Annotated in this window: 20 protein-coding genes; 2 read left to right on the top strand and 18 right to left on the bottom strand. The window is 63.3% G+C overall.

Annotated elements, in window-relative coordinates:
* Nucleotides 1-616 precede the first annotated feature (616 nt).
* Both ileS and JS541_RS06505 read right to left on the bottom strand, forming a co-directional pair.
* Nucleotides 617-3,946, bottom strand: a complete 3,330-nt coding sequence (ileS, locus tag JS541_RS06500) for a mupirocin-resistant isoleucine--tRNA ligase (protein ID WP_346428297.1) — start codon at nt 3,944-3,946, stop codon at nt 617-619.
* A 375-nt stretch (nt 3,947-4,321) separates the two neighbouring features.
* Nucleotides 4,322-5,614 carry a citrate synthase gene (locus JS541_RS06505; protein WP_214373653.1) on the bottom strand — a complete coding sequence of 431 codons (1,293 nt, stop codon included), beginning with the start codon at nt 5,612-5,614 and terminating at the stop codon, nt 4,322-4,324.
* A gap of 295 nt (nt 5,615-5,909) precedes the next feature.
* Between JS541_RS06505 and JS541_RS06510 the strand changes: the two genes are divergently transcribed.
* Entirely contained in the window at nt 5,910-6,317 is a 408-nt protein-coding gene (locus tag JS541_RS06510; protein ID WP_214373654.1) for a GNAT family N-acetyltransferase, read from the top strand.
* 127 nt (nt 6,318-6,444) lie between these two features.
* On the opposite strand, the gene JS541_RS06515 is transcribed toward JS541_RS06510, so the two are convergent.
* Both JS541_RS06515 and JS541_RS06520 read right to left on the bottom strand, forming a co-directional pair.
* Entirely contained in the window at nt 6,445-6,897 is a 453-nt protein-coding gene (locus JS541_RS06515; protein ID WP_214373655.1) for a hypothetical protein, read from the bottom strand.
* Nucleotides 6,898-6,928: 31 nt separating this feature from the next.
* Complete coding sequence (locus tag JS541_RS06520; protein WP_214373656.1) at nt 6,929-7,150, bottom strand: helix-turn-helix transcriptional regulator; 222 nt, start codon at nt 7,148-7,150, stop codon at nt 6,929-6,931.
* 289 nt (nt 7,151-7,439) lie between these two features.
* Here JS541_RS06520 and JS541_RS06525 point away from each other — a divergent pair, with 289 nt between their 5' ends.
* Nucleotides 7,440-8,492, top strand: coding sequence for a D-2-hydroxyacid dehydrogenase family protein (locus JS541_RS06525; RefSeq protein ID WP_240539271.1), 1,053 nt, complete (start codon nt 7,440-7,442; stop codon nt 8,490-8,492).
* Nucleotides 8,493-8,706: 214 nt separating this feature from the next.
* On the opposite strand, the gene JS541_RS06530 is transcribed toward JS541_RS06525, so the two are convergent.
* The 14 genes from JS541_RS06530 to JS541_RS06595 all read right to left on the bottom strand — a co-directional run bounded on the left by JS541_RS06530 (nt 8,707) and on the right by JS541_RS06595 (nt 24,021).
* A complete protein-coding gene (locus JS541_RS06530; protein ID WP_214373657.1) occupies nt 8,707-9,654 on the bottom strand; it encodes a hypothetical protein in 948 nt (315 codons plus the stop codon).
* A gap of 3 nt (nt 9,655-9,657) precedes the next feature.
* The gene (locus tag JS541_RS06535; RefSeq protein ID WP_214373658.1) at nt 9,658-10,581 is read right to left on the bottom strand and encodes an ABC transporter ATP-binding protein; all 924 of its coding nucleotides are present in this window, start codon (nt 10,579-10,581) and stop codon (nt 9,658-9,660) included.
* Entirely contained in the window at nt 10,578-10,946 is a 369-nt protein-coding gene (locus JS541_RS06540; RefSeq protein ID WP_214373659.1) for a GntR family transcriptional regulator, read from the bottom strand. Before JS541_RS06540 ends, JS541_RS06535 begins: the two co-directional genes overlap by 4 nt.
* 141 nt (nt 10,947-11,087) lie before the next feature.
* On the bottom strand, nt 11,088-11,837 hold the full coding sequence (locus JS541_RS06545; protein ID WP_214373660.1) for a dipeptide/oligopeptide/nickel ABC transporter ATP-binding protein: 750 nt from the start codon (nt 11,835-11,837) through the stop codon (nt 11,088-11,090).
* A gap of 2 nt (nt 11,838-11,839) precedes the next feature.
* Entirely contained in the window at nt 11,840-12,613 is a 774-nt protein-coding gene (locus JS541_RS06550; RefSeq protein ID WP_214373661.1) for an ABC transporter ATP-binding protein, read from the bottom strand.
* A complete protein-coding gene (locus JS541_RS06555; protein WP_240539272.1) occupies nt 12,610-13,470 on the bottom strand; it encodes an ABC transporter permease in 861 nt (286 codons plus the stop codon). Before JS541_RS06555 ends, JS541_RS06550 begins: the two co-directional genes overlap by 4 nt.
* A gap of 106 nt (nt 13,471-13,576) precedes the next feature.
* On the bottom strand, nt 13,577-14,554 hold the full coding sequence (locus JS541_RS06560) for an ABC transporter permease (RefSeq protein WP_214373662.1): 978 nt from the start codon (nt 14,552-14,554) through the stop codon (nt 13,577-13,579).
* A gap of 294 nt (nt 14,555-14,848) precedes the next feature.
* Nucleotides 14,849-16,480 (bottom strand): ABC transporter substrate-binding protein, encoded by a 1,632-nt coding sequence (locus tag JS541_RS06565; RefSeq protein ID WP_214373663.1) that lies wholly within the window; start codon nt 16,478-16,480, stop codon nt 14,849-14,851.
* Nucleotides 16,481-16,640: 160 nt separating this feature from the next.
* Nucleotides 16,641-17,282, bottom strand: a complete 642-nt coding sequence (locus JS541_RS06570; protein ID WP_214373664.1) for an HAD family phosphatase — start codon at nt 17,280-17,282, stop codon at nt 16,641-16,643.
* A 108-nt stretch (nt 17,283-17,390) separates the two neighbouring features.
* Nucleotides 17,391-18,293 carry an AraC family transcriptional regulator gene (locus JS541_RS06575; protein WP_214373665.1) on the bottom strand — a complete coding sequence of 301 codons (903 nt, stop codon included), beginning with the start codon at nt 18,291-18,293 and terminating at the stop codon, nt 17,391-17,393.
* Between the two features lie 108 nt (nt 18,294-18,401).
* The gene (locus JS541_RS06580; protein ID WP_214373666.1) at nt 18,402-20,714 is read right to left on the bottom strand and encodes a beta-galactosidase; all 2,313 of its coding nucleotides are present in this window, start codon (nt 20,712-20,714) and stop codon (nt 18,402-18,404) included.
* Nucleotides 20,715-20,891: 177 nt separating this feature from the next.
* Nucleotides 20,892-21,719: a carbohydrate ABC transporter permease gene (locus JS541_RS06585; RefSeq protein WP_214373749.1), complete on the bottom strand. Its 828-nt coding sequence runs from the start codon at nt 21,717-21,719 to the stop codon at nt 20,892-20,894.
* Nucleotides 21,720-21,769: 50 nt separating this feature from the next.
* Entirely contained in the window at nt 21,770-22,756 is a 987-nt protein-coding gene (locus tag JS541_RS06590) for a sugar ABC transporter permease (protein WP_240539273.1), read from the bottom strand.
* 11 nt (nt 22,757-22,767) lie between these two features.
* Nucleotides 22,768-24,021: an extracellular solute-binding protein gene (locus tag JS541_RS06595; RefSeq protein WP_214373667.1), complete on the bottom strand. Its 1,254-nt coding sequence runs from the start codon at nt 24,019-24,021 to the stop codon at nt 22,768-22,770.
* Nucleotides 24,022-24,159: the final 138 nt, after the last annotated feature.

The following is a 24,159-nucleotide window of genomic DNA, read 5'->3' on the forward strand; positions in this document are numbered from 1 at the left end:
ATCCTGAGCCAGAATCGAACCCTCCACAAAAAAACCTCGTGAAGAGAACCATTGAATGACTCTCAAAACATCAATTGACGGAACATCCTATAAGGAAGGACGTCCACACAAAAACCTCACCCCTCATTAACCACTCTCATGGACTCCCCAAACAGGAAGCGAGGAATGAACTGGCAATCATTGACTATAAAGAAGTAGTACAAACACGCTCTTGAGTTCTCAAACCACCACCACGTCAGCGGGCCGAACCTTCAGGAGAAGAACCCGCCGCGCTGAGCGGCAACAGGTGATTAATTTACACACACCTCGGCACATACGCAAATCGAGAATCGAGAGAGTCGCAAAAACCGTTGCGGCATAACGAATCCTTCGGCGTGTCGCAACAGTCATAAAACGGCCGATACACTCAGCATAATCCCCGAAAGCAACCCAAAGATGAACGCCGATCGACCAGTGCACGGCGTGTCTCGTACCAACAGGTAACTCATGCGGACGGCTCATGCGTGCGAGACAATCTCCCGAATACGACAAAGGGTGAACCGAACGCAATCATTCGGTTCACCCTTGAGTGAGACGGATCTCTTTTATGAGATTCGACGCTGACCGGAATCCGGCATCACGCCTTGGCGACCTCGACGGCCAGTTCCTTGGCGTCCGCGTCGGCCACGATCTCGAGGCCGGCTTCGGCGAGCGTCTCATGCGCGATGAGGTCGCGGAACTGCTCGGCCTTCGGCGCATCGGCGGCCGGCACGGTCAGCTTCAGGCTGATGCGGTCGGCGATGTCGAGGCCGGCGTCCTTACGGGCGTCCTGCACGGCGCGGATTGCGTCGCGGGCGTAGCCCTCGGCGATCAGGTCGTCGTTCAGCGCGGTGTCGAGAATCACGAAACCGCCGGTCGGCAGTGCGGCGGAAACGGACGACGCGGCTTCCGCGGCATTCTCCTCCTCCACACGGTTGATCAGCTCGTACTCGCCGTTCTCCAGTGCGACCTCGCCGTTCGGAGTCTCGACCACCGGGGCGCCGGTGGCGGCATCGACGTGCCAGGCACCCGTCTTGGACGCCTTGATCGCGAACTGAACCTGCTTGCCGAGGCGCGGGCCGGCCGCACGGGCGTTCACCTTGAGCTGGTGGACGATCTTCAGGCCCTTCGTGCCGGCGTCCTCCATCGTGCAGAACTCGATGTCCTTCACGTTCAGCTCGGACTTGAGGATCTCGGCGTACGCCTCGACGTCGGCCACGTCCTCGACCACGACGGTGAGCTTGGCGAGCGGCTGGCGCACGCGGATCTGCTCCGCCTTGCGCAGCGACAGCGTGCCCGAAACGACCTCGCGCACCTTCTCCATCGCGTTGACCAGCTTCGGATCGTCGGCCAGCACGCGGCCGAGCTCGGTCGCCTCGCCGGTCTTCTCGTCCGCGAGGAACGGCCAGTCGGCCAGATGCACCGATTCGCCGCCGGTCAGTCCACGCCACACGGATTCGGCTTCCATCGGGGCGAGCGGGGCGAGCACGCGCATGAACACCTCGAGCACGGTGTACAGCGTGTTGAACGCGTTCGCGTCCTCGTTCCAGAAGCGGTCGCGGGTGTTGCGGATGTACCAGTTGGTGAGCACGTCGATGAAGTCGACGGCCGCGTCGCAGGCGTCGGAGATCGCGAACTCGTCAAGCGACTTCTGGACCTTCTCGACCAGTCGGCGGGTGCGGGCCAGCAGGTAGCGGTCCATCTCCGGCAGGTTCGCAACCTCATCGGCGGTGAGCTGACGGGCGTCGAAACCGGCGCCCTTGTTGGCCGCGTTGGCATACAGCGTGAAGAAGTAGTAGGAGCTCCACACCGGCAGCATGACCTGACGAACCGTGTCGCGGATGCCTTCGGCGGTGACGATCAGGTTGCCGCCGCGCAGGATCGGCGAGGACATGAGGAACCAGCGCATCGCGTCGGAACCGTACTTGTCGAACACGCCGTTGACGTCCGGGTAGTTACGCAGGTGCTTCGACATCTTCTGGCCGTCGGAGCCGAGCACGATGCCGTGGCAGATCACGTTCTTGAACGCCGGACGGTCGAACAGGGCAGTCGCCATGACGTGCAGCAGGTAGAACCAGCCACGGGTCTGACCGATGTATTCGACGATGTAGTCAGCCGGGAAGTGCTGTTCGAACTTCTCCTTGTTCTCGAACGGGTAGTGGAACTGCGCGAACGACATCGAACCGGACTCGAACCAGCAGTCGAGCACGTCGGTGATGCGATGCATGTGGCTCTTGCCGGTCGGATCGTCCGGGTTCGGTCGGGTCAGGTTGTCGATCCACGGACGGTGCATGTTGATGTTGCCGTCCTTGTCGCGCGGGTAGTCGCCGAAGTCGTTCTTCAGCTCTTCGAGCGAACCGTACACGTCGACGCGCGGGTACTTCGGGTCGTCGGACACCCACACCGGGATCGGGGAACCCCAGAAGCGGTTGCGGGAGATCGACCAATCGCGCGCGTTGGCGAGCCACTTGCCGAACTGGCCGTCCTTGACGTTCTCCGGGATCCAGTTGATCTGCTGGTTGAGTTCGAGCAGACGCGGCTTGATCTTGGTGACGGAGACGAACCAGGAGCTGACCGGCTTGTAGATCAGCGGCGTGGCACAGCGCCAGCAGTGCGGGTAGGAATGCACGTAGCTCTTCTCCTGGAAGAGGATCGCGCGCTTGTCCTCGTCGATCTGGGCGAGCGGGCCGTCGCCGGCGCGCAGGTTGCGCAGGATCGGCAGGTTCGCGTCGAACACGAACAGGCCCTCGTAGTCCGGGCACTGCGACGTGAAGTTGCAGCCGTTGTCGAGCACGTCGGTGCTCTTGATGCCCTTGGCGTTGAGCGTGTTCATATCGTCTTCGCCGTAAGGGGCCTGATGCACGAGGCCGGTGCCCTCGACGGTGTCGACGTAGTCGGCGGTGAAGATCGTGTAGCCGTTCGGACCGGGAACGTTGCCTTCCATCTCGGCCTTCTCGCCCGCGAAGTATGGGAAGACGGGCCAGTAACGGCGGCCGGCCAGCTCGGAGCCCTTGAGCTCGCGCACGACCGTGTAGTTCTCGCCGAGTTCCTTGGTGTAGTGCGGCAGGAGCGCCTTGCCGAGGTAGAACTTCTTGCCGGCGAACTTGCCTTCAGTCGGCTCGACCTCGACGTAGTCGATGTCCGCGCCGACGACGATCGCGAAGTTGGTCGGGACGGTCCACGGCGTGGTGGTCCAGAACACGGCGTAGGCGTCCTCGTCGCGCATCTTGACGGCGACGGAGACGGTGGTGTCCTGACGGTCCTGGTACACGTCGGCGTCCATGCGCAGCTCGTGCGCGCTCAGCGGCGTCTGGTCCTTCGGGCAGTACGGCAGCACGCGGTAGCCCTGATAGGCAAGACCCTTCTCGTAGAGCTGCTTGAACGCCCACATCACGGACTCCATGTACGGGATGTTCAGCGTCTTGTAGCCGTGCTCGAAGTCGACCCAGCGGGCCTGACGGTGCACGTAGTCCTGCCATTCGCGCGTGTACTTCAAGACGGAGGCGCGGCAGGCGTCGTTGAACTTGTCGATGCCCATTTCCTCGATCTGGGCGACCGAGTCGATGCCGAGTTCCTTCTGCGCCTCAAGTTCGGCGGGCAGGCCGTGCGTGTCCCAGCCGAACACGCGGTTGACCTTGTGACCCTTCATGGTCTGGTAGCGCGGGATGACGTCCTTCGCGTAGCCGGTCAGCAGGTGGCCGTAGTGCGGCAGGCCGTTCGCGAACGGCGGGCCGTCGAAGAACACGAACTCGTTCTGGCTGTGGTCGCCGGAGGGGCGGCGTTCGACCGACTTCTGGAAGGTGTCGTCCTTGTCCCAGTAGTCGAGGACGGTCTCCTCCATGTGCGGGAAGCTCGGGTTCGGCGCGACGGATGCGGTTTCGCCGCCTTCGTTCGCCTTGGGATACACATGATTGGTGGTTTCGCTCACCATGGTTCTCCTCGTCAATGTTTTGCTCTGTCCTACAGGAGCGATTGACGATCACCATGCGCGGGGCCTCGCGGCCGGGCATGACGATCGACTGTCATTCCTGCCTACGAGGACGATGATCGGTTCGGTTTCGGCTCTGTGCCGACCGCCGGTCACCGCGGTACCACCTCGCTTGTCGCGTTCCGTTCGAGGCTATTGCCCTCGCGGAGTGCGACCGCTTGAGTTCGGCTGTGTCGGGCCGATCCCGTCGGGTCTACTGGGCGGCCGGCCGATTAGCCGAACGCCGTTCTTCCGAAGGCTCCCCGCTGATAACGGATCACTGCCTTGACAACGCCGCCATCGTAGCACGGCACGGGGTCAAACCTGCCCGCGATGTCAGCGCTGGTCCAGCGGCACGTAGTCGCGCAGCGTCTCGCCGGTGTAGACCTGACGCGGACGGCCGATCTTCGTGTTCGGGTCGGCGAGCATCTCACGGTACTGCGCAATCCAGCCGGGGATGCGGCCGAGCGCGAACAGCGTGGTGAACATGGCCGGGTCGAAGCCGATGGCACGGTAGATCAGTCCGGTGTAGAAGTCGACGTTCGGGTAGAGGTGGCGGGAGACGAAATACTCGTCAGTCAGCGCGATGTCCTCCAGTTCGGTGGCGACGTCGAACAGCGCACGTTCGTCGGCCGGCAGCTTCGACGTGTCCTCGCGTTCCATGATCTTTTCCAGATACGTCTTGGCGATCGCGGCGCGCGGATCGTACGACTTGTAGACGCGATGGCCGAGGCCGGAGATGCGCTGGCCATTCGCCTTCGCGTCCTCGACGAACTCGCGCACCGACTTGCCGGAGTCGCGGATGGCCTTGAGCTGGCGCAGCACGGCCTCGTTCGCGCCGCCGTGCAACGGGCCGGACAGGGCGTTGACGCCGGCGGCGACCGCGGAATACAGGTTCGCGTGGGCGGACCCGGCGATGCGCACGACCGAGGTGGAGCAGTTCTGCTCATGGTCGGCGTGGATGATGAGCAGTCGGCCGAGCGCGTGCACGTACAGCGGGTCGGATTCGAACGGCTCGTACGGCACGGCGAAGCACATGCGCAGGAAGTCGTCGACATAGCCGCGGGCGTAGTCCGGGTAGAGCATCGGCTCGTCACGGCGGCGGCGGAAGATGTACGACACGATCGTGCGCACCTTGGCCATGATGATGACCGCGGCCTCGTCCAGCTGGTCGGAGTCGGTGATGTCGGTGGTGTCCGGGTAGAAGGTGGCGAGCGCGTTGATGGCGGAAGCGAGCACGCTCATCGGGTGCGCGGTGCGCGGGAACGAGCCCATGAACGTGCGGAAGTCCTCGCCGACCATCGTGCGATGGTTGATGTCGGAAACGAACTTCTCATACTGCTCCTTGCTGGGCAGTTCGCCGTGGCGCAGCAGCCAGGCGACTTCGAGGAAGTCGGACTGGTCGCATAGCTGCTCGATCGGGTAGCCCCGGTAGCGCAGGATCGAGTGCTGGCCGTCGATGTACGTGATCTTCGATTCGCATTGCGCGGTGGTGAGGAATCCGGGGTCGAGCGTGACCCAACCGTCGTTGCGCAGCTTGGAGACCACGATGCCGTCCGGCCCCGCGGTGGCCTTGACGACGGGCAGCGTGTATTTGCTGTCATCCACATTCAGCTGGGCGGTTGCCATGCTTGTACTCCCCTCGATATACGGGCCGTATGGCTCAAAAGTATGGCTCACTATATGGCACGCGTGTTTCGTCGCAAATCGCCGTCTCATTTTTCGCTTCGCCGGTCCTGAAGACATCGCCGGCACGCGTTTCATACCGATTCAATGCGCCATCACGCCAATGCGCCGATTGCCGGAATGCATATCACCTCCTCGCAATAGATCACCACATTGCGGACGCACCCATGGACACGCGAGGCCATCCTTTTAGTATTGGCCGAACACGCCACATGAGTTAACGATAAGGGGATCAACCATGACCATTGCATACACCGAGGAACGCAAGTTCACCAAGGATCAGGTCCAGCAGCTGTTTCGTTCCGTCGGCTGGATGTCCGGCGAATACCCGGATCAGCCGTACAAGGCGCTGATGGGCTCCTCGACCGTGATCTCGGCTTGGGACGGCGACTGTCTGGTCGGTCTGGTGCGCGCATTGGACGACGGCGCGATGCTGGCCTACATGCACTATGTGCTGGTCGACCCCGAATACCAGGGCCACGGCATCGCCGGGCACATGGTGCGCATGATCCAGGAGAAGTACCGCGACTTCTTCTATGTGGAGGTCATGCCGGAGGAAAGCAAGAACGCGTCGTTCTACGAACGGTTCGGGTTCAAGGTCATGACCGACGGCGTGGCCATGCAGACCGTCAATCCGAACTGGTGACGCAAGCCCCGGAGCTGCTGGTTGTGGCCAACCGCAACCACCGCAACCGATCAGAATCAGCGGCAGTCAATCTCCGGCCACCCGGCGCCCTGCGCAAATCGGCGGTATCGGTGGTATCTCGCGGCGGTCAATGCCGGAAATACCACCATGCCAGTCCGATTTGCAACGTCAATGCCGCCCATCCGCACACGATCACCGTCAATCCGATGACGGCAAGAATCATATTGTCCAGCGCGATGCCGACGAACAGCACGACGATCGCGACCGACAGCATCGTTGCCTCCAGCACCTGAAGCGCCTTCGCATTGGCTTTGGTCAGCACCGACCGGTCACGCTCGTCCTCCGGCGGCTTTTCCCCGATGGCAAGGGCCGCCGTCTCGGAATACGCCGCGCACAGCCACATGACGGCACTGGCAAGGAATATGACGAGCGTGATCACCTCCAACGCCCATGACCATGTATACCGTTGCGACGAGGCACGGCCAAACGCTCCCAGCACCATGCCAAGTTGCAGCAGCGAAGCCACAGCCATGCAGATCGCGCCGCGCAACGCCTTGCGGCTTCGTATTCTCGGTTTCATTCCAATCCTCCGATCTTTCCCATCCACGTTCTTATTCGTTATCGCCTTCGATGCGCTCGTTCTCGGCCAGCATGCACAGGTCCTCGATGCTGGTGCCGAACACCTGCGCCAGCCGGTAGGCCAGCATGAGCGAGGGGCTGTATTGTTCCTTTTCGATCGAGATGATCGTACGGGACGACACATGCACCGCATCGGCCAGCTCCTGCTGCGTCATGCCGGCAGCCTTCCGGTATTCACGGACCTTGGTCTTCATCGACCCGCATCACCTCCTTGTCATATCGCCGGCGGCACTGCCTGCAACGCCGCCGGCGATCATCGTTCGACCAAAACTGAAGCACGCTTCATATGAAGTTGACTTCATATTATCCCTAGGCAGAGACTATCCTTCTCCGGCTGTTGATCGTTGGAACTCTTTCACCCCCTCAGTCGGCTACGCCGACAGCTCCCCCTTCAGGGGGAGCAAAGTGCTTGAGGTCCTGCACGCAGCGATCGCCGGTTGACAGCGCTCCAAAGGGAGCAGAGGTGAAACAAGGCCGTTCGATATGTCGCATTACAGTGAAGGCATGAGCGAACAGCAATCCACGCCGCGCATCATCGAGACGCAACCCGACCGCATCGACCTGCCGCTGGCGGTGATGCCGACGGTGTTCGAGGCGATGATCGAACCGTTCACCAAGAACCTTCCCCTGCTGCACGACATCGCACGCGTGCGCATGTACACGGATCGCACTACGGACAAGGAGACGCTGCTTGAGAGGTCCGCCGACGCGGATGCGGTGATGGTGATCGGATTCCACATTCCCGATGCGGCGCTCGACCGCTTCTGCGGCTTCGACGGCGGCTCCGGCCACGTGCGCTGCTTCGCGTTCGGCGGCACGGGCGTGGCGAGCTACATCAATATGGCGAAGACCCGCGAGCGCAATGTGCGCGTGTGCAACATCGTGCATTACGGCGATCATGCGGTGGCGGAGCATACGTTCGCGCTGATATTGGAGCTGGCCCGCGAGACCGGACGGCTGAACGCCGAGGTGCGCTCCGGCGACTGGACCGGTGCGGAAGGCTACGCGCTGCACGGCAAAACGCTGGGATTGGTGGGATTCGGAGGCATCGGTCAGACCGTGGCCCGTATCGCCAACGGGTTTGGGATGCATGTGGCCGTATGGAATTCGCACGTCGACCCGTCCGCGGCAACCGAACTCGGCGTGGAATTGATCGACGATATGGGCGATCTGATGGAACGCGCGGACATCGTGAGTCTTCACCTGCCGTTGCTGGAATCCACGGCCGGCATCATCACGGCCCGTCAGCTCGACCGTATGCGTCCGGGCACGTTGTTCGTCAATACCGCACGCGCCGAGATCATCGAGCCGGGCGCGCTGACCGCACGACTGCTGCGAGGCGACGTCCAAGCCGCGTTGGACGTGTTCGACCATGAGCCGCTGCCGATGGACGATCCGTTGCGCACCTTGCCGGGCATCGTGTTGACCCCGCATGTGGCGTGGCGCAACGACGAGGCATACGTGAGCCTCACCAGGCAGGTCGTGCAGTCGGTCGCCTCGTTCTTCACCGGCGGCGACTTCAACGGGGCGAACTGACCGCCACCGGCGTCCGCCCCTCCTGTCCCACAGGCACGCATATCCAAAGGCCGTAACTCAACATAACCACCATCCCCTTGTTGAGTTACGGCCTCCGCCGGACCGCAAGACGACCTTAGCTCAACATCGTCGTCGTTTTCTTGTTGAGGTACGGTCGTTGTTCGCCTTGGAAACGACCGTACCTCAACAAGAACGAGTCATACGGCAACGCCGGTCAGCCGATCAGATGCCGACGGGACGGCCGGATCTCGCGTCGTGCCGTCATCCGGTCGACGGCGAACGCGCATACCGCGAACAACAGCAGCGAGAACACGAACGGAATCCACGCGACGTACGAGATGACCTGCCAAGTCCCCACGTCACGGATCACACTGCCGGACAGCAGGTTCTTCACCCAGTACAGCGCCCGCGGCAACGCCCCATCATATTGGTCGCCCGCATACCACCACGGATTAAGCACCGTATATACGGCGACCACCGCGATCAGCAGCAGCGAGCCGCCCGCCCAGCGCATCACGCCGCCGTTGAACGCCCATGCAATCAACGCGCCTGCCAGCATGCCCAGCGAGGCGACGATCAGCATCATCGAGAACATCTTCATCGACATATACAGCCAGTCAAACGGCACGGCAACCGGCTCACTGCACACCGCACGGTTCGCCAACGTTCCGACCAGACAATCGGTTCCCGCGAACTGGAACCGCCCGGATCGCTCCCCTTGCAGATACAGCAGTACGCCCAACGGCGAGCGCAACAGATCGTCCTGTTGGGATTCCGTCGCGGATCGCACCGTTCGCGTCAGTAACGCCCCGGCGTACTGCACCGGCATGAGGATGAGCGTCGTCGCGGCGGCGATCGTCACGTTCGCGATCATGCCGACGTTCGCGAACGACCGGCGGGACACGCCGTGGCACAGTTCAACGTCGAAGAATCCGACGAACCAGATCACACCGACCAGGAACAGGTACGGGAACATGCGGGCTTCGGCGTCCACGGGAAATGCGGCAGATTCGGAACCCGACTCCGTGAGCCACACATACACGCGGTAGGCGGAGATGCCGAGCGTCGCCAGAGGAATGGCGAGCATCACCGCATAGAGAATCGCGCAACGTTTCGCCATCGCGACAAACTGGCGGCTGAGATGCGATTGTGGTCTGATCATGGTTCACCGCTCCCCTGCGTTCGTTGTCATTGGTGTCGGGTCGGCCGCGGCATCGCCCGCAACATTGCCCGATTGCCCGGTCGCTGCGATGACGTAATCCTGCAAGCTCAGTCCGCTGGCGATGATGCCTTCGGGCAGGCCGTTCGCGTCGATCTCGCCACGAACGGTCACGCTGGCCAGTCGGCCCATCCGTTCCTTCGCGACGACGCCCAGTCCGGCGTCCGCGATGAAATCGTCCACCGTATTCTCGTCGCCGACCAGCACCGCGGCGCGCGAGCCGACCGCTTCGGCGGCAAATTCGTCCACGACATGGCCTTGGTCGAGGATGGCCGCACGTTCGACGACGTGCGCGATCTCGTCGATGACATGCGTCGAAACGACGATGGTCCGCGGCCGTTCCGCATACGATTCGAGCAGGAACCGGTAGAACAGCTGCCGGTTGGCCGCGTCGAGCCCGAGCACCGGCTCGTCGAGCAGCAGCACGTCGACCGGCACGCACAGCGCGGCGACCAATTGCACGATCTGCCGCTGGCCAAGCGACAAGTTGCCGTACATCACGCCCGGCGCGACACCGAATTCGGCAAGCATGCGCGAACAGAATCCCCAGTCAAAGCCGCCGTAGTAGCGTTCCTCACGACGGAAGATCGCGCTCAGACGCACCGGCCACAGGAACGGGCGGGTTTCGTTGACGAGGTAGATGCGCCCTTGCGCGATTTCGTTGTCGCGAACGTTGGCACCGTCGAGCATGACCATGCCGCCGCTGGGCAGAAGCCGGTTGGCGATGAGGGACAACAGGGTGGATTTGCCGGCGCCGTTGCGTCCGAACAGGCCGTAGATGACCGGCTGCAAGGTGAGATTGACGTGGTCGAGCGCCGGTTTGGCACTGTTGCCATAGGTTTTGACGAGGTTGGTGACGGTGAGGCTCATGACCGGTAGCCTTTCTCGATAATGGCGGCGAGGTCGTCGGCGGTGATGCCGAGCCGTTTGGCTTCAGCGACGAACCGCGGGACCTGCTCGTCGAGGAATTCCTCGCGTTTGGCGGTTTTCGCCCGTCCGGCCGCGCCGGATGCGACGAACATGCCCAGTCCGCGGCGTTTCTCGAGCAGCCCCTGTTCGACGAGCAGGTTCATGCCCTTGAGCACGGTCGCCGGGTTGATGCGGTAGGCCGAGGAGATTTCCGTGGTGCTGGGCACCTGGTCGCCGTCGCGGTAAGTGCCGGCGATGATCGCCTCGTTGAGTTGGTCGGCGACCTGCCGAAACAGCGGGACGCCGTTGGAATCGTCGAAATGCACGGGTTACGGCCACCTCCTTCGGTCAGGACGTGATGATCGTTGTCGTCCCAGCGTCGCATGAACCTCATTGGTTCATTACTTATGTAACTAACCATATAACCAATGGGACGGAACGTCAATAACACACATGATCGTGTCGCGCTACAGCGACGCGGCTTCGATGAGCTGGCGCGTGTAGTCGGATTGCGGATCACCGAGCACTGCAGCGGACGGCCCACATTCCTCGACGCGCCCGCCGTGGAGCACGAGGATGCGGTCGGCGATGTGCTGGACGACGCCGAGATCGTGCGACACCATGATGATCGCTGTTTCACGATGTGTTTCACGGATGACGGCGAAGGCGTCAAGGATCTGGATGCGCGCGGTCACGTCGATCGCGCTCATCGGTTCGTCGGCAAGGATGATCTTCGGCTCGTTGACAATCGCGCGAGCGATGGCGACGCGTTGCGCCTGGCCGCCGGACAGATCGATCGGATAGCGGCGCGCGAACACGGCCGGGTCGAGGCCGACGGTGCGCAACGCCGCGTTGGCACGCGCTTCAATGTCGCCGCGAGACAGATCGCGATGTTGGATCAGCAACGGCTCCGAGACGGACCGCGCGACGCGCCAGCGCGGATCGAGCGAGGAGAACGGGTCCTGGAATACGAGTCCGGATTCGCGACGGATGCCGCCGCCCGCATAGTCGACGGTGCCGGAATCGGCGGATTCAAGGCCAAGCATGATGCGGGTCAGCGTCGATTTGCCTGAACCCGAGCCGCCGATGACGGCGAGGCACTCGCCCGGATACACGTCGGCGGATACGTCGAAGAGCACCTGACGACGGGCGTTGCGACGGCCGAAGGATTTATTGATGTGGCGGGCGGAGAGGAGTGGCTTGTTCATGATGGTCATCCTCATTTGATGCTCAGGGAGAGGGCGCGGGCGGCGGAGACGAGGCGGGCGGATTCGGGAGTGGATGGATGCGCGAGCAGGTCGGCGGTGTCGCCGAAGTCGGCGATCGCACCGCCGGCGAGCACGTAGCAGCGCGTGGTGGCGTGGGCGAGCACGGCGAAATCATGGGTGATGAACAGCATGGATGCGCCGGCGTCGTCGACCAGCGAGACGAGCAGGTCGACGATCTGGCGTTGGACGATCGAATCGAGTGCGGTGGTCGGCTCGTCGGCGATGATGAATCGCGGCGAGGTGATCAGCGCGGTCGCGATGCCGACGCGCTGCTGCTGCCCGCCGGACAGTTCGTGCGGATACTTGCCCATCACGTCAGACGGCAATCCGACCTTACCGAGCATCGCGCGCACGCGATCCTGCCGTTCACTGCGAGTCAGGTCGTAGTGCAGTCGTAGCGGCAACGCGATCTGCTGCTCGACGGTCATCACCGGATTGAGTGAGACGGCCGGATTCTGGAACACCATGCCCATATATCGACCGCGCAGGTCGGCCAACGTCGCATCATCCGTGCCGACGATCTGCTGATCGCCGACCAAAATCGAACCGGACACCGTCGCGTTCGCCGGCAACAGCCCCATGATCGCACGCGAGATCATCGACTTGCCTGACCCTGACGAGCCGACCAATCCGACCCGCTCTCCGTCGGCGATGTCCATGTCCACGTCCCGAACAATGGACTTCCCTCCGATCGCCACGTTCAATCCTCGAACCTCAACGCTCATCGTGCTTCCCTCCCCTCGCCTTCCCGCAATACAAGATTGGTCAACGGGTCGATGGCGTCGCGCAGCACGTCGCCGAAGACGTTGAGCGCGACGACGACCACCGTGACGATCAGGCCGGGCCACAGCACCGTCAGCGGATACACGTTGATGAACTTGACCGACGTGGCGAGCGAATGCCCCCAGCTCGGCACGCCGCTCGGCACGCCGATGCCCAGATATGTGAGCCCGCTTTCGGCCAATACCGCCGTTCCGGCCGACAGGGAGAGCTGCACGAGCAACACTGGCAGCGTGTTCGGCACGATATGCCGCATGAACGTCCACCAGCCGGACGCGCCGTTGGACAACGCGGATTCGACGTACGACGACCGTGCGGCGAGCAGTGCGGCGGGACGGGCGACTCGCGCGAGATTCAGTCCGTACCCGAATCCGCAGGCGACAACGATCACGACGATCGACGCGCCGAGCGGCACGGCGAGGATGAGCGCGAGCAGCACGGTCGGTATGGAAATCAGCGCATCGACCACGACCACGGATGCGGAGGCGAGCGCGGAGACCCTCGCGACCATTGCCGCGACGAGCAGCAGTCCGAGCGCGGCCGCGAACAGCACCGTCAGGATCACGATGAGCAGGTTCGTGCGCGAACCGGCCATCAGCCAGCTCAACACGTCGGCCCCGGTGCCGTCGGTGCCGAGCCAGTGCGCGGCGGACGGCTTCGCCCACACGTGGTAGCCGTCGGTCGCAAGCAACGGCTGCGGCGTCCAGAACAGGGAGACAACGGCGACGAGCAGCCACAGGCCCAGCACGGTCAGCGCGAATTTACCTTCGACGCGTCGCCACATGGAACGGATGACGGTCATGCGATCACCTCACTGCGGAGTGTGGAGATCTCTCCGCTCGCTGCGCTCGGTCGAGATGACAGGAAAGACGAAACGCCAGATCGAGATGACCGAACAAAGATTGCGATCATGCGATCACCTCCGAAATGGTGCCGGCGGCAGCGAGCCGCGGGTCGAGCGCACGATGCAGGAGGTCGACCACGAGGCCGACGGCCAGGAAGAACGCGGCGAGCATGAACAGTTCGCTTTGCACGGCGATCAGATCGCGGTTGCCGACGTCGGTGACGAGTCCGGAACCGATGCCGGGTAGCGCGAACAGGTTCTCGATGACCATGACGCCGGTGATCATCTCCGCGAACGTCAGGCCGATCACCGAGACGAGCTGCGGCGTGGCAAGCCGCAGTCCGACGCGGATCACGGCCTGGCGGCGCGTCATACCGCACGCCATCGCCATGTCGACATGCCCGGAGGCCGCGATATCGCCCAATGCGGAACGCGTGTACCGCATGAGTCCGGCCCCGACGATGATGCCGACCGACAACGCCGGCAGCACGAGCGACCACAGGGCATCCCCCGGCGCACCCCAGCCGTTCATCGGAAACCCCTGCGAAGGAAACAGCCCGATCAGACCGGTGCCGCGCGAGAACAGCAGGATGAGCAGCAGTCCGCCCCACAGGGCCGGAATCGCGCCGCCGATCAGACCGACGACATGGAACATGGTCCGCGCCCACGACGAGCGGGCCAGCGTCGCCGCCACGCCGAGCGGAATGCCGATCAGCATCGCGATCAGCAGACCGAGCACGATCAGCGGAAACGTGATCGCGGCCCGTGCGCCGATCAGCGAGGTCACCGATTGTCCGGTCAGGATCGACGTGCCGAAATCACCGCGCAGCAACCCGCCCATCCAGTCGGCATACTGCACGGTCAGCGGCCGGTTCAGTCCGAACTGTTCACGCAGCGCCTCCACACGCGACGCCGGCGAGTTGAGTCCGGCCATCACCGACGCGACGTCGCCCGGCAGAATCCGCAGCGCCGCAAACACAACGACGGACACGCCGAACAGCGCCGCGACGAACAGCAGCAGTCGTCTGAGAAGAAATCGCATGCGCGGCTCCTTGGTTTTCGATGTGGTCGGATGTACGCTCCCTCAGTCACGACTTCGTCGTGCCAGCTCCCTCAACCGAGGGAGCCGAGGCTCCGCCAGCTTTTAACGGATACGCAACGGAAACAGCTCAACGAGCGTGGGAGCGGGAATGTTCTGTTCACGACCGTAAGACTCGGCCGAGCGGCCCGGAGCGTGTCGAGAATAGAACATTCCCGATCCCGCGCGGTCACCATGCAATCAGGAACGGTTCAATCGATGCGCGGTCACTGCACCGAACTTCCGCGGTGTCAGCTCCTACTTCGTGTAGGTGACGTTGTAGAGGGGCAGGAAGGTCTGGTTGAGGTTGACCGGGAAGCCGGAAACGCCGTTGACCCAAACGGTGGTGACGCGGTAGTTGAACAGCCAGTCGGCCGGCGCATCCTCGGACACGATCTTCGCGGCCTTGGCGAGCAGCTCATCGCGTTCGTCGTCGGAAGTCGCGGCGATCGCCTGCTCGTACAGATCCTGCACGTCCTTGTTGTCGTAGTTGTAGTAGTACGTCGGGTCGGCCCACTGGTAGAAATCGTGGCTTTCGTTGTGGTCGACGAGCGAGATGTCGTAGTCCTTGTTCGTGTACACGTCCTGCAGCCACGTGGAGAACTCGACCACGTTGACCTTCAGATCGATGCCGATCTTGGCGAGCTGCGAGCGCAGCTGGTCGCCGAGTTCGGTGCCGTAGATGTTCGCGTAGGTGAGGGTCAGCGCAAGCGGCTTGGATTCGGTATAGCCGGCTTCGGCCATGAGCGACTTGGCCTTGTCGAGATCGTACGGGTACAGGCCGGTGAGGTCCTCGTAGCCGGGGTCGAGCGACGGAATCGGGCCGCCGAGCGCCTTGTCGGCGCCGCCGCGCGAGGCGATGAGCTCCTCGTGGTTGATGGCGTAGCGGATGGCCTGGCGCACGCGCTTGTCGGACGTGTTCTTGCCCTTCGAGTTGAACGCCATCACGTACTTGTCGGTGTCGTCGCCGGCCTTGACCGTGTAATGTTCGCTGTCGGAGGTGAACGGCGAGGCGAGGTTTTCGGTGATCGGCGCGAGAACCTGCACGGTGCCGGATTTGAGCGCGTTCACGGCCGCATTGTCGTCGGCGAGGTACTTGATGATGACGTTCTCGGTCTTGGCCTTGTGCGCACCCCAGTACTTCGGGTTGGCTGTGAGCGTAATCGAATCGTTGGTGACGAACTTGGCGACGGTATACGGGCCGGAGCCGATCGCCTCGGTTTTCGCGTCGTATTGGGCGTCCTTGTCGAAGACGAGACCGGGGCGGCCGGTGAGCGTCCACAGCAGGTTCGAGTTGGCGGTCTTAAGCGTGATGGTCACGGTGTTTTCGTTGTCGTCGGAGGCGACGGACTTGACCATGCTCAGGCTGTCGACGTCGTGGTACTGGTTCTTGATGAGCTCGTTGATCGACCATGCGACGTCTTCGGCGGTGAGTTTGTCGCCGTTGGAGAACGTCATGTTCTCGTTGAGATGGAACGTGTAGGTCAGGCCGTCCTTGCTTTCATCCCAGCTTTTCGCGATGGACGGCACGACCTGGTTGTTCTCGTCGCGGGCCACGAGTCCTTCGTACACGTTGCCGATGAGGATCTGGTCGAGCGTGGAGCCGGACGTGTTGCGGATGTCGAGGTTGGTGGGGGCGAGTTTGAGGCCGATCGTGACGGTGTCGGCGGCGGAGACGGACGCTGCGTTGCCGGTGCCGATGACGCTCGGATTGGTTGATGACTTCGGTTTGGCGAGATTGACGCCGATAATGATCGCGACCGCGACGATCACGCCGATGATGGCTCCCAGCCACCAGCGGCCGTTCTGCTTGCGCGCTTTGACGCGGCCTTCGAGACTGCTGTCCGTGGTTGCGCCGGTCTGCCCGTGCGCACCGTTGTTGTCTGACATGGTTCTTCCTCTTGAATTATCACAATATATGGCAAAACGGCTGGCCGCCCGTATGGGTCGACCGCCGTTCGTCATTGTATCGCCGGGTCCGGCCGGATATGCGCCGCCGCTTAGGACGTGGCCGGCCCCGGCCTGTCGCCCCCAATCCGGCCGGCCGGCGTCATCGATGCCAGTCCCGCAGCGAATCAAGCACGGGATAGTCGGCGTCGTCCGGCAACGGCACGCGTGCGCATGCGTTGACGCCGATGGCGTGCGCCCCGGCCGCGAGCGCCGAGGCGATGCCGCTGACCGAATCCTCGAACACGAGGCATTCCCGGGGCGGCACTCCGGCGAGCCGCGCGCCGCGCAGGTACGGCGCCGGGTCCGGTTTATGCGCGATGTCGTCGTCGCCGCTGACGATGCCGACGAACGAACCGTGCGGCGCGGCGTCGACGACATGTTCGGCCAATGATCGCGGCGAACCGGTGACCAGCACCGAGGGTATGCCGCATGATCGCAGATCGAGCAACATGTCCCAGGCTCCCGGCGTCCACGGCACATCACTGCCGTACATGGCCGTGACATCGGCCACCAATTCGCCGATGATCGTCGTCTCATCAAGCGATACTCCGGCATCCTGCAACACCGCCGCGCACACCGGCAGTGGCGCGGCCGTCATCTTCAGACTCAATTCCTCGTTCCACGGTACGCCGCACCGTTCGGCGCAATGCCGCTCGGCGGCCACCCACAGCGGGTCCGAATCGACGAGCGTGCCGTCCAGATCCCAGAGCACGGCCTTCGGAGTGAACGAATCATCAATCATGCGCATGGTTTCACTGTATCGGCCGCCGGCACGGCCGTATCGTACGCATCTGCCGAATCATGGGGAAAAATTGCCGTTCCGTTGGACGCACCGCCAACCATCCGCCGGTCATCGCACGTTCCTCGCCCGTCTGCGATATTCGAGCGGCGAGACGCCCATGCGCTTCCTGAACGCCGAGCAGAACACGGACGTGGTGGAGAACCCGCACGCCTCGCAGATCTCCTTGAGACTCGTCTGCGCATTGGCCAGCATGTACGTCGCCGCGTCGAACCGGGCCTGCATCACGTAGGCGTGCGGCGTGTATCCGGTCTGCGCCTTGAACGCCCGGATGAACGTGTACTCGCCCATATACGCGATGGCCGCAAGCTCGCCCACCGACAACGTCTCGTCCAGATGCTGCGGGATATAGGCCATGACACGACGCACCCCGTCACGGTCGACGCCCTCGCCGTCACGATCGGCGGCGCCGAAGTCAGCGTCGTTCTCCGGCGCGAGGATCTCGCACAGCACGTCGGTGATGTATTTGCCGAGCACCGGCTCGCAGAGGCGTTCGCCGTTCTTGAAGATCTCATAGATGCGGGCCAGCTGGTTGAGCGCATACACGGGGTTGCGCAGCGCGAACGCGACGCCGCGGCGTTCGCGGATCGCCTCGTAATACGGCCGTGCCGCCTTGCCGTCGAAATGCATCCAGAGCACGTCGCTGGGCTCCAGCGCCTGATAGTAGTGGTATTCGTAGCAGTCAAGCAGTACGAAGTCACCACCGGACGCGACGGTTTCATGGTCCTTGGTACGGATCAGCATCGATCCGTTGCGCAGCACCATGATCAGAAAGCTGTCGAACCGCGTGCGTTCGGCGAGCAGCCCCTCCTCGTAGTGGAACAGGCCGGTTTGCAGCGGGTAGAGGAACGTGTTGCGGGCGACGAGGCTGGGCGTGTGCACGTAATAGTGGTAGTCGCCTCCCCACACCAGATGGGAGGCGACGTCCGAATGTTCGATCTCGTTGATGTCCATCGACTTCGGCCTCCTCACCATGCGCGTTCACGTCATGCGACACGTTCAGTGTATCGCGGATGACATGATCGCGACGGCGGGGAGACCGGGGTCGTGGGTCAGGATGGGTCAGGACTTGCGCAGCGTGATCTCGTAGACTGGCTGGGCGGCCACGGAGCCGAGTTCGGCGATCTGCTCGTCGGCATGCTCCATGCGGGCGGCCATCGGCGAGTCGACGTTCACGTTCACGCCCTTCTTGAGCGGCGTGATCACGAACACCAGCCGGTTGCCGGCGGCGGCGACCCGGGCCGCGTTCTCCTTCATGCCGATCTCCCAGACGTCGCCGTTGCAGAAGTTGTCGTTGATGAGCTCCGCGTTGGCGAACATCCAGCCGATGTCGCCGGTGTAGCGCACCTGCAGCAGCACGTCCTTGAGGTTCGTCCCGTCCATGAAGCCGTCCGGCAGGGTGATGGCGAACCGCTGCGCGCTGAGCCGTTCGACGGCGGGTTCGATGGTCTTGCGGGCCAGCGTGATCGTCGTCGTGCCGAGTCCGCCGGCCGCCGTCGCACCGCCCTGCGCAACATCCGACCGTGAACCGTCCGCAACCGCAAGATAGCCGGCCGGATAGGTCGACACCGTGATCTCGCTGTCGCGCGATTCGACCTTGAACGTGTCGCCGTCGCGGAACAGCGCGCCCGGGGCGAATGCGAGCGCCTCGCCGTCGATCACGGTCATCTCGTCGGCCTTGGCGCGGCAGACCACCACGATGTCGATCGTCGTGCCGTGCTTGGTCACGGTGAAGGTCTGGAAGTCGGCCGCGTCGCCCACGTCGAGCACGTCGCCATCCGCGAAACGCAGCCATGCCTTGCCCATGCCGTCGGGGCGCATGAATACGAACGTGCGATGGTCGGCGCCGGGCAGTGTGATCGCGGTGACGGGCTGCACGGTGGCCGCTTCGAGCATGACGCCGTCAAGATCCATGTTGAACGGCAGCACGCAGTTCTCTTCGGGAGCGAGGCCGATGCCCTCGAACGTGACGGTCCGGCCGTCCGCCAGCGTGATCGTCAGCGTCTCGTCCCGCTTGGCTTCGGTCGTGTCGTGGTCCTGGAAGTTGTTGAGGAACACGAAGCCGCTCGTGCCGTCGGTACGGATCGCGTAGCGCAGATCGGTGCGGTTGTCCGGCGTGATGCCCTGTTGGTCGGCCGGGATCACCACGTCCATCGGCACGAACCGGTCGGCGAACGTGGAACCGAAGTAGTGCAGCGTCTTCATGCGGCCGTACGATTCGCGCACCTGACCGAACTCGCCGAGACCAGCCTGGTAGTCGTACGACTTCTTCGGCACCTGGCCTTCGTTGAGATAGATGCCGTCGCCGGTCGGGTTGGTGCCGCCGTGGTACATGTAGTAGCCGAGGAAGTTACAGCCGGATCCCATCTTGATATTGGTCATCGCGTCAACGGACTTCATTGGCAGCACGAACCGGTAGTTGTACGAGTTGGTCATGCCGCCGCCCATCTCGCAGCAGGCGTACGGCTTGTCTTCCGGCTGGTAGCTCGGGTCGAACTCGTCGTTGCGCGGGCAGTCGTTGGCGTGGAAGTCGCGGTACAGGTATTCGTCGGTCTTCGGATGGTCGCCGCCGTGCGCGTAGAACAGCCACGGCCGGTAGGCGTAGCCGCCCCACAGCGGCAGCACGTCGTCGGGAACCGGCGCGCCGCCCCAGCCGGTGGCCGTGTAGAACGGCACGTTGATGCCGACCTCGTGGGCGATGCCGCGCAGCGCCTCCAGATAGGCGATGCCGTCGGAGCCGCCGGGCACCCATTCGTCGGAGATGCCGGTGGTCATCTCCCACGGGGCGGACGAATGCATGTACTCGTTGTCGAGCTGCGCGCCGATGATCGGGCCGCCCTGATCGAACAGCAATCCGTCGACCTGCTCGAAGATCTTCGTGTACAGTTCGCGCACTTCGGCGAGCCAGCCGGCGTCGAGCGAACGGGCCTCGTAGTCCTTGCCGTACACCCAGTCGGGCACGCCGCCGTTGCGTACCTCGCCGTGGTCGAACGGGCCCATGCGCAGGATCATGTACATGCCGTGCTTGGCGCACAGTTCGGTGAAGCGGCGCAGGTTCTTCGAGCCGGTGAAGTCCCAATGGCCCTCGCGCTCCTCGTGATGGTTCCAGAACACGTAGTTGGCGATGACGTTCACGCCGCCGGCCGCGCATTTGGCCAGTTCGTCGTCCCAGCGGGACTCGTCCATACGCGAGAAGTGGAATTCGCCGCTGACGCCGAAGAACGGCTTGCCGCCCACGGTCATGTAGTAGTTGGTGAAGTCGATCGCGGTGCCGTCGGGGGCGACGTTGCGCGTGCGGTCGACGATGTCGAACGGACGGATGTCGCGTTTGCGGAACGTGGTCAGGTCGACGACATGCTGGTTGGTGTGGGACATGGGATTGGTACCTTTCGAATGATTGACGTGGACGGCGGGGCGGACTGTTCGCTTAACGGCTCGCCTCCGGCCCTGCAATTACGGACCTCGCTACGCTCGGACTCAATGCTGCCTTCTCTCGCCCGGCTCGCTCAGGCTGATGCTACGGGAAGCCCACCGGGCTTCCCGCTTAACGCGTCAGCCCTTGACCGACCCGGCGACCAGGCCGGCGACGATCCACTTCTGGCAGAAGATGAAGAACAGGAACACGGGGATGAGCGCGATGGTGGTGATGGTCATGAACAGCGGCCAATTGGTGCTGAACTGGCCCATGGCGTTGAACACCTGCAGCACGAGCGTCTGCTTTTCGGTGGAGGAGATGTAGATGTTCGGCGTCATGAAGTCGTTCCAGGTCCACATGGTCTCGAACACCACCACAGTGACGAGGATCGGGCGGATGAGCGGCAGCACGATCTGCCAGAAGATGCGCAACGGTCCCGCGCCGTCCAATCGCGCCGCCTCGAACAGTTCGCCGGGCAGTCCGCGCATGTACTGCACGATCAGGAAGTAGCAGAACGTGGCGCCGCCCAGGTAGAGCACGATCAGGCCGAGCAGCGTGTCCACCAGGCCGAACTGCGCCTCCATCTTGTACTGCGGGATGAGCAGCGTCTGGCCGGGGATGACGAACGAGAGCATGAGGAACGCGCCGATGCCGGCGGTGAGCCTGCTGCGTTTGAGCACCATGCCGTAGGCGGCGAGCGCGACGATGATGACCATGAAGAACACGCCCACGACGGTCACGATCAGCGTGTTGACGGTGGCCCGCACGACCGGCAGGTTCTCCAGAGCGTACGTGTAGTTCTCGAGAGTGGGGTGCACGGGCAGTCCGAACGGGTCGGCGGCCATGTCGCCCGAATTCTTGAAGGTGTTGACCACCACGACGTACAGCGGCACGGCGCAGATCAGAGCGAGGGCGATGACCACGACGGAGCGGACGGCGGAGCGGATGCGTTCGCGCTGGCTCATAGTCAGTCCGCGGGAGGTTCCGTTATGCGATGCGGATGATGTTGCGGCGCTCATGACAGCCTCTTTTCGATACCGTTGGTGACGACCTGCTGCAGGGCCACGAGGATCACGCAGCACAGGAAGAACATGACGCCGAGCGCCGAGCCGACGCCGTATCGGCCGGAGCCGATGCCGGTGACGATGATGGATTGGGTGACGGTGTAGGTCGCGTGGCCGGGGCCGCCCGTGGTGAGGGTGAACGGCAGGTCGTAGACCTTCAGGCCGCCGGTCAGCAGCATGAAGATGGAGACGCCCATCGCGGGCACCATCTGCGGCAGGGTGATGTACGCGAACTGCTGGCCGCGGGATGCGCCGTCCACGGACGCCTGCTCGTACAGGTCGGCGGGGATGGCCTGCAGGTAGGCGAGGTACAGGGTGGCGTGCCAGCCGATCTGTGCCCACACGGCGATGAAGATCACGCAGCCTTTGGCGAGCGTAGGATCGGACAGCCACGGCACCGGCGCGATGCCGAGCTTGCCGAGCAGCGTGTTGACCGCGCCCGTGCCGAGCGGGGAGAAGATGTACTGCCAGACCAGGCCGAGGACGGCCATCGACGGCACGGAGAAGAAGAAGAACAGGGAGCGGGCGAAGTTGCGTCCGAAGAACTTGCGGTTGAGGGTCACGGCAAGCGGCAGGGCGATGGCTGTGATGAGCACGGTGGTGGCGATGGTGTACAGCATCGTGAATCCAAGGCCGGCGAGCAGCGTCTGATCGGCGAAGATCGTCCGGTAGTTGGCCAGTCCGACGAACGAGGCGTTGGCGAAATCGTATCCGTCGTAGTCGGTGAGGCTGAAGACGATGCTCTGCGCGAACGGGATGAGCACGATGATGATGTACACGGCCAGCAGCGGCAGGAGGAACTGCACGGAGGTCAGGTTCTCCATGAGGTTGCGGTGCCGGCGGTCCTTGGCATGCGCGGCTTCGAGGTCCGAGTCCAGGGCCCGGACCGGGGCCGCCGCGCGGTTGGATGCGGCGGCCAGTACGGTTGCGGTTGTCATGCGGATCACCTTCAGGAGAGCGTCTTGAGCTTGGCGTCGAGGTTGACGGCGGCCTGCGCCGGGCTGATGGAGCCGAGCGCCACCTGCTGCAGCTGGGCGAAGGTTTCGGCGCGCAGGGCGCTGCGTCCGGTGGACGGCCAGCCGAGCGTGTTGAGGTAGATGTTGCCGGTCTTCAGGTACAGGTCGTACGGTTCGGAGAACGTCTCGTCGATGTCCGGCGTGTAGTTCTTGGTGGCGGGGATCAGGCCGAGGCTGCTTTGCAGGATCTTGAGGCCGTCCTCGGAGGAGATGAAGTCGAGGAAGGCTTCGGCCGCCTCGAGCTTCTTGCCGTCGATCTTGGCGTTGATGGCGTAGCCCGAGTCGGCCGCGCCGGGCGCGAACGGGGTGTCGCCCTTGTGCAGCATCGGCATCCTGCCGAACGCGAAGTTGAGGCCGGCGTCCTTGAACGTCTTCACATCCCAGTATCCGGACGGCATGACGGCCAGTCGGCCGGCGGCGAATTCGGAGCGCACCTGGTCGTCGGCGAGTCCGGTGACTTCGGAGCCCATCACGCCGGCGTCGAACAGTTTGGCCCATTCCTTGTAGTACTTGGTGTAGCTTTTGGCGAACGTGGAGTCGCCGTCGCCGATCTGCTGGTCGATGCTCTTGGACTGCTTGGAGGAATCGTAGCCGATCCAGCCTTCCACGAGCGCGCCGAGGCCGGCCTTAGGTTCGAGGTACGGCTTGTCGACTCCGGCGTCCTTGAGCTTCTTGAGCATCTCGATGAACTCGTCCCACGTTTCGGGAATCGTGTCGTAGCCGGCCTTGGCCAACAGATCCTTGTTGTAGGCGTAGGCGTTGGACCATGCGGTCACGGACATGCTGTAGACCTTGCCGTCCACGGTGGCCTGGGCCTTGTTCGTGTCTCCGATGCGGTCCATGAACGGCTCGTCGGTCAGGTCCTTGGCGACGTGGTTCTTCACCAGATCGGCGAGCTGCTCGGGCGGGGCCACGTAGACGTCGGCGAGCTTGCCGCCGGAGATGCGCGTCTGCAGCGTCTGCTGGTAGCCGGCCTGCGCGCCGTTGGTGGTGCTGAACTTGATCTTGACGTCCGGATTGGCTTTCTCGAACGCGTCGATCAGCGGCTGGTACAGGTCCTGCGTGTTGTTGGCGAAGAACGACAGTTCCGTCTTGCCGGATGCCGTGCCCGATCCGCAGGCTGCGAGGGATGCGACCATTGCGATTGCGGCACCGGCGCCGATCGCGGTTGTCCATGTGTGCTTCATGATGGCTCCTTTCATCAGAGCATGTGCGCACGGATACCTTGTGCGACCATGCCGAAGGTGTTGGTACAAGCACTGCGACCGTCGAACTGCTTCGTTCGGTTCGTCGCTGTGTTTTGTTGATACCATCCTATGACTGGT

Source organism: Bifidobacterium sp. SO1, from assembly GCF_018555335.1.
GTDB classification, from domain to species: domain Bacteria; phylum Actinomycetota; class Actinomycetes; order Actinomycetales; family Bifidobacteriaceae; genus Bifidobacterium; species Bifidobacterium simiiventris.

Coding starts and splice junctions, on each gene's coding strand:
- JS541_RS06505 (WP_214373653.1), bottom strand. CDS start 5,614: ATGGCAACCGCCCAGCTGAATGTGGATGACAGCAAATACACGCTGCCC.
- JS541_RS06510 (WP_214373654.1), top strand. CDS start 5,910: ATGACCATTGCATACACCGAGGAACGCAAGTTCACCAAGGATCAGGTC.
- JS541_RS06515 (WP_214373655.1), bottom strand. CDS start 6,897: ATGAAACCGAGAATACGAAGCCGCAAGGCGTTGCGCGGCGCGATCTGC.
- JS541_RS06520 (WP_214373656.1), bottom strand. CDS start 7,150: ATGAAGACCAAGGTCCGTGAATACCGGAAGGCTGCCGGCATGACGCAG.
- JS541_RS06525 (WP_240539271.1), top strand. CDS start 7,440: ATGTCGCATTACAGTGAAGGCATGAGCGAACAGCAATCCACGCCGCGC.
- JS541_RS06530 (WP_214373657.1), bottom strand. CDS start 9,654: ATGATCAGACCACAATCGCATCTCAGCCGCCAGTTTGTCGCGATGGCG.
- JS541_RS06535 (WP_214373658.1), bottom strand. CDS start 10,581: ATGAGCCTCACCGTCACCAACCTCGTCAAAACCTATGGCAACAGTGCC.
- JS541_RS06545 (WP_214373660.1), bottom strand. CDS start 11,837: ATGACCATCATGAACAAGCCACTCCTCTCCGCCCGCCACATCAATAAA.
- JS541_RS06550 (WP_214373661.1), bottom strand. CDS start 12,613: ATGAGCGTTGAGGTTCGAGGATTGAACGTGGCGATCGGAGGGAAGTCC.
- JS541_RS06555 (WP_240539272.1), bottom strand. CDS start 13,470: ATGACCGTCATCCGTTCCATGTGGCGACGCGTCGAAGGTAAATTCGCG.
- JS541_RS06560 (WP_214373662.1), bottom strand. CDS start 14,554: ATGCGATTTCTTCTCAGACGACTGCTGCTGTTCGTCGCGGCGCTGTTC.
- JS541_RS06565 (WP_214373663.1), bottom strand. CDS start 16,480: ATGTCAGACAACAACGGTGCGCACGGGCAGACCGGCGCAACCACGGAC.
- JS541_RS06570 (WP_214373664.1), bottom strand. CDS start 17,282: ATGATTGATGATTCGTTCACTCCGAAGGCCGTGCTCTGGGATCTGGAC.
- JS541_RS06575 (WP_214373665.1), bottom strand. CDS start 18,293: ATGGACATCAACGAGATCGAACATTCGGACGTCGCCTCCCATCTGGTG.
- JS541_RS06580 (WP_214373666.1), bottom strand. CDS start 20,714: ATGTCCCACACCAACCAGCATGTCGTCGACCTGACCACGTTCCGCAAA.
- JS541_RS06585 (WP_214373749.1), bottom strand. CDS start 21,719: ATGAGCCAGCGCGAACGCATCCGCTCCGCCGTCCGCTCCGTCGTGGTC.
- JS541_RS06590 (WP_240539273.1), bottom strand. CDS start 22,756: ATGACAACCGCAACCGTACTGGCCGCCGCATCCAACCGCGCGGCGGCC.
- JS541_RS06595 (WP_214373667.1), bottom strand. CDS start 24,021: ATGAAGCACACATGGACAACCGCGATCGGCGCCGGTGCCGCAATCGCA.